The sequence below is a fragment of the Paraburkholderia dilworthii genome (assembly GCF_000472525.1).
GTDB classification, from domain to species: Bacteria; Pseudomonadota; Gammaproteobacteria; order Burkholderiales; family Burkholderiaceae; genus Paraburkholderia; species Paraburkholderia dilworthii.
In genome coordinates this window covers 1-5,039 of the sequence record NZ_AWZT01000107.1, presented here as the reverse complement: position 1 = coordinate 5,039, position 5,039 = coordinate 1, and the positions used below count along the sequence as shown (strand labels likewise).

The window sequence follows — 5,039 nt, the reverse complement described above, 5'->3', positions numbered from 1 at the left end:
CACCGCGCCTTGAGATCGAGCCGAGCCGTATCTTTCCGCCCGTACCGTTCTGACGAGGAACGAGCCCCAGAAACGCTGCGAACTCGCGGCCTGACCTGAATGTCTTCGCATCTCCAATTGTTGCGACTAAGGCCGTTGCAGTCAGGCGGCCGATTCCCGGTACTTCGGAAATCGCACGGCACGCCGCTTCCTGCTTCTGCCATGCACCAATCCTCTTCTCGAGTTGATTGATGTCTTCCTCAAACAGGTTGATGCGACGCAACTGTTCGAGGAGGTTCAGAACTATTGATCGTGGCAGCGTGTCTTCGAGTTCTGCCATGCGCTCCCTGATCTCATCGAGCCCTGCAACGCGCCCTGCGCGAAAGGTAACGCCGAATTCATACAGCAACCCGCGCAGCTGATTTATTTGCATTGTTCGAAACTTGACGAGCAACGAGCGCATACGATGAAGGCTTAGCATCACTTGCTGATCCTCTGTCTTGGCGGCAACCCCACTCACGCGCAATCGCGTTGATTAACGCTAACGCGGTCTTTCCGTAGCCTCGACTCTGGTGCGCGCCGGAAAAAAGCAGCAGCCCTATCCACGCACAGTCATCGGTCGGATAGGAGCGAATCACGTCGGCACAGCCGACCATGTCTGGACCAACGTAGAACCCGAAGACTGATTTGTCAGCTGCATCCTTACCGGCTGGTTTGCCGTTGAAGAAGTCTTTGACATCTTCTCTCGACGGCGACCGACCTTCGACTAGTTGAGTGTATGACGGTGCTTCGAGAAAGATGCGCAACACATTCGTGCAATCGTTGTGCGATTCGCTGGTGAGTGGACGGATTGTAAGCATCAGGTACACTTTCGAAGTGAGAGCAGCAATTCTAAGTCCGTTTGCCTATGTCGATTGCAGCGCAACGCCACCGCCAGTGTCCGCTTTACGCATGCTTGGCCGTCCGCTCCGGGTCGGTTTGGTGCGTTCGCCGTCGGCCCGCGTTCGGCCATGACCGGTCGTTCGACATCTCTGGCCAGATGCTAACAATCCCGTTACTTCGGTTCACGGCTAATGCAGGTGGTGCCTCTTCGAGGCGCGATTCAAGTGGCGGGCAGGTCCGGCTCGGCTGGCGCACCTATAACAGCCTCGCCGCTGACGCGAGGTAAAGAGGCGATGGATTGCGACGATCTTCGCAAAGACACGTGTACACCATCTTGATAACGTGGTCGTCGTTCGAAGCCACTGCCATCCTGCACACGTCGATCCACCCAACAGTGGCGTCGACAGTATGTGCATTTGCGTTTGCCGGACAGCCGACAGTTGTGTAAGCCGCGCACAGCGCGACCCACAGGCTCGGCAGCAATTGCCCGACCAGCGTGTCAGGTAGCTCAGCGAAGACGATTCGCGCGGCGCGCGTTGCGGTGACCGTATGGAGTATCGTGAAGTTTGGGTTACGCCAGTACGCTTCGATCGTCGCTCGCGCCAGATCGTCCAGCAAATACACATCGGCCGGAGGTGCGAGGACTGCTTTCGCAAACCGTACATCGCTCGCGACGACGCGCAGACGCGATGTGATTGAGTTGCCGTGAATAACAACGCCACTCATTGCCCGGGCGACATGATCAAGCCCGGCATCGACGCTTTCCGCCGTGCGATTTTCGTCTACAGCAACGTCAATAGGTAGATGGGACGAGACTAACGATGCCAACCCCGAGGCGATTTCGCCGGCATGCTCAGCCTCAATGCCATAAGCCAATCGGATGAGCGCGTGAAAAGCCTGTGTTGCAGGAGCAAAAGGAACCGCCTGCAGAACTTCCGTGATGACAGAAACAGGCCCGGCGTCGGCGATCCAGTCTAGAAAGCAAAGACGCAACGCTCCGAAAGCGGAGGTATCGCCGAGGTGCCCCGACCACTCGTGACGAGAAATGATTGTGTCGACAAAGGGTGCAGCCAAAGCGTACTCGCGTTCCCACATATCGAAAAATTCCTGCAGTCGAGCTGGCGACGCCCCCATTTCAGCCAACGCAACTAGCGCCATCGGACAATGATTCGTTGTACCTCTAGCCGCGAGGGCGAAGCGCTCGTTTGCATTCAGAAGCTCGCTCAACTTGAGGTGAACAGAGTCTGTTCGCATGTTGCCATCTCACACTTGAAGCAAGGGAGCCTCATTGTGAAAGTTAAAGTAAACTTGAAGTCAAGAAGAAATTTCTGGAGGTGTCGTGAACGAGACGGCAATTGCAATTGGCGAACTGGCGAAGCGTTCTGGCGTAGCGACCAGTGCGATCCGTTTCTACGAGGAACAGGGGCTGATTTGCAGCACCCGAACGGAAGGCGGTCAACGGCAATATCGCAGGGACACGCTTCGCCGGGTTGGGTTCATCCGTGCGGCACAGGCTGTCGGACTGAATCTTTCAGAGATTCGTTCTGCCCTTGAAACGTTGCCGGGGCAACGCACTCCGACCAAGCAGGATTGGGAGCGTCTCTCACGGACGTGGCACCCGCTGCTTCAGGAGCGCATAGACGGACTCATCGCATTGCGCGATCAGCTCACGTCCTGCGTGGGCTGCGGGTGCCTTTCGCTGAAATCGTGTGCACTCTACAATCCTCAAGACGTTGCCAGACGGCGCGGGAGCGGCGCTCGATATCTGATGGGCGATGCCTCACGCTCCGTGCTGGCTGAGGATGTCTTGGATAAACAGAAAAAATGATGCGGCGCTCACGCATGGACGTATCTGGCAACAATAGGCGCACTCGATCTCTGTAACCGTTGAGCGTTATGGAGCACTCCCAGCTTCCCTTCCCGTGAGTGGCCGCTTTAGCGAAATGCGAGTGGCACAAACGGTTCGTCTACAGAAGCTCGCTGTCGACGCGACCGGCAACGCGCTTGCGATTCACCGAGCTTCCCATGTCGGCCAAAAAGGGACATTCGCCCTCTGCACATAGATCGTCGACAAAACCGCTGTGTGCGAATGCCGATTCGCAGCGCGGAATTGGAGATCGCTGGCCTCATTAAATTAAACTGTCGTATTTGCGCCTCTCGTGCGCGACTTGGGCGATGCTATGCCGACTACCGACGTGGTGAAACTATACGGAGCCGCATGGAGTGTCTATGCGCGGATCGTCCCGCTCGCGCTGGAAGAGAAACAGGTCAAATATGAGTTGGTCGAAGTGGATGTCTTCGCAGAGACGGGGGTTCCGCAAGAGCATTTGACGCGGCACCCGTTCGGCCGCATTCCGGCCTTCGAGCACGACGGGTTCCATCTTTACGAGACAGGCGCGATTATTCGCTATATCGACGACGCTTTTGCCGGATGCAAACTGCAACCGACAGATCCGAGAGCCCGCGCCAGAGTAAATCAGATCGTTGGGATACTGGACGCCTATGCTTACCGAACGCTCGTTTGGGATATATACGTTGAACGCGTGGTTTCAGCTCGCGAAGGCCGGTTAGCCGACGAGCGGAAGATCGCTGCCGCGCTACCGCGTGCCGCTGTCTGTCTATCCGAATTGAACCGGCTGTCCGACGACCGAGAGTTTCTGATCGGCAATGACGTGACATTTGCCGATCTGTACGCCGCGCCAATATTCGCATGCTTCATGCAGACACCTGAAGCCGTTTCATTAACGGAAGGGCACGAAAAATTGACCTGCTGGTGGCAGCGATTCGCCGCTCGCGACAGCATGTCTCGGACAAGTCCGTGAGCTGCTGCGTGCGGCACGCGACGGCCAATTTCGGCCACTCGACGCCTCGACCGTAATCGTCAACAATCGGTCTATTAGCGTTATGGCCGCGAGGCTACTGCAACATTCGAAAAATCGACCTCTATAAATTCGGACTAAACGACACTATGGAACCGCTTGTTTCTGTTGCCTGGTTGCGAAAAAACCTGACGCGACCGGACCTGATCATCCTGGAAGCAGGACTGCCATCGGCCGTATCAGCCGGCGCAGCACCGCCGACTGAGGACGAGGGAATGCCGGGTTCTATATACGTTGATCTCAACAAGTATTTCGCAGACGAGGATCAAGTTTTACCTCACATGCTGGCGGCACCCTGCAAGTTTTCGGAGGATGCGCGGGCGTTAGGCGTAAACCGCGACCATACGATTGTCGTATTCGATAAATTTGGCATTTACGCAAGCCCTCGGCTGCGGCTGGCATTCAAGGCTATGGGCCACGACAAAGTCGCGGTGCTTGATGGCGGCTTGCCGGCTTGGCGAGCGACCAGTTCTGCCGGCTACCCTCGTGCATCTGACGCGTACCGACAGCCGGGCAATTTCGTCGCAAACTTTCGATCACAAGTGTTTTGCGACGCAGAATTTGTTTGCGAAGCGATGCAATCCCCCGACTATGCGATTGTTGATGCGAGGTCTTCGGGACGATTCAAAGGAACGGCTCTTGAGCCACGAGCGGGCTTGCGTGGCGGACATATTCCTGGCGCAGTAAATATGCCCTTCGACTCGGTACTCGATCAAGGAGTTATGCGTTCTGCGGACGAATTGCGAACTATCTTCGATGGGCTTTCTTTGGCATCAAAGCGACTCGTTTTTAGCTGCGGTTCCGGAGTGACGGCGTGTGTTCCCGCTCTAGCGGCAGAGGTGATCGGAGTAACTGATATCACGGTTTATGACGGGTCTTGGTCTGAATGGGGTGCCCGACGTGACCTGCCAATAAGCGTCGACTGATGTGGCCCAGTCCTTGCAATTACCCACTTCGATTCAGGGCGAGTTCATAACCTAGTTGAATATCGGTGAGGCGCCGCATGCCACGCCACACGACGGTATTACCTGGTGGCGCATCACTGGCTCGGCCCAGATAGCCTCCAAGCCGGGCGACCTTGATAAGGTTTCGCAGGAGCGGTGGTNCCTGCGCGGTAAGCGGCAAGTCAGGGACTATGCACTCGAGCAATTCTATTTCCGTTGAGGTGAAGGCTGCCTCAGCTGGAGCTTGCGGCGCACATCGGCTGATCATTGTCAGCCAGAATATGCGCCAGCTCAGGATGCAGAATACGGAGATAAGGTTCGCAAGTCGATCGGCGGTGCGTAGCTTCGAGTCCTC

Annotated in this window: 6 protein-coding genes and 1 pseudogene; 3 read left to right on the top strand and 4 right to left on the bottom strand. The window is 56.4% G+C overall.

Going from position 1 to position 5,039, the window contains the following annotated elements:
• From F759_RS39795 to F759_RS39790, 3 genes and pseudogenes are all read right to left on the bottom strand, one after another.
• A pseudogene (locus tag F759_RS39795) lies at positions 1-490 on the bottom strand (IS110 family RNA-guided transposase); the annotation flags it as partial.
• On the bottom strand, positions 378-635 hold the full coding sequence (locus F759_RS45380) for a GNAT family N-acetyltransferase (protein ID WP_407668574.1): 258 nt from the start codon (positions 633-635) through the stop codon (positions 378-380). The pseudogene F759_RS39795 and the gene F759_RS45380, both read right to left, overlap by 113 nt.
• A 481-nt stretch (positions 636-1,116) precedes the next feature.
• A complete protein-coding gene (locus tag F759_RS39790; protein WP_244439003.1) occupies positions 1,117-2,019 on the bottom strand; it encodes a questin oxidase family protein in 903 nt (300 codons plus the stop codon).
• 181 nt (positions 2,020-2,200) lie between these two features.
• Between F759_RS39790 and soxR the strand changes: the two genes are divergently transcribed.
• The 3 genes from soxR to F759_RS41855 all read left to right on the top strand — a co-directional run bounded on the left by soxR (position 2,201) and on the right by F759_RS41855 (position 4,666).
• Complete coding sequence (soxR, locus tag F759_RS0135050) at positions 2,201-2,689, top strand: redox-sensitive transcriptional activator SoxR (protein WP_244439002.1); 489 nt, start codon at positions 2,201-2,203, stop codon at positions 2,687-2,689.
• A gap of 352 nt (positions 2,690-3,041) precedes the next feature.
• Positions 3,042-3,683, top strand: coding sequence for a glutathione S-transferase family protein (locus tag F759_RS0135045; protein ID WP_027803866.1), 642 nt, complete (start codon positions 3,042-3,044; stop codon positions 3,681-3,683).
• A 146-nt stretch (positions 3,684-3,829) separates the two neighbouring features.
• Complete coding sequence (locus F759_RS41855; RefSeq protein WP_084534458.1) at positions 3,830-4,666, top strand: sulfurtransferase; 837 nt, start codon at positions 3,830-3,832, stop codon at positions 4,664-4,666.
• 19 nt (positions 4,667-4,685) lie between these two features.
• Here F759_RS41855 and F759_RS0135040 read toward each other — a convergent pair whose 3' ends face one another.
• Positions 4,686-4,967, bottom strand: a complete 282-nt coding sequence (locus F759_RS0135040) for an IS4 family transposase (protein ID WP_456088834.1) — start codon at positions 4,965-4,967, stop codon at positions 4,686-4,688.
• Between the last annotated feature and the right edge of the window lie 72 nt (positions 4,968-5,039).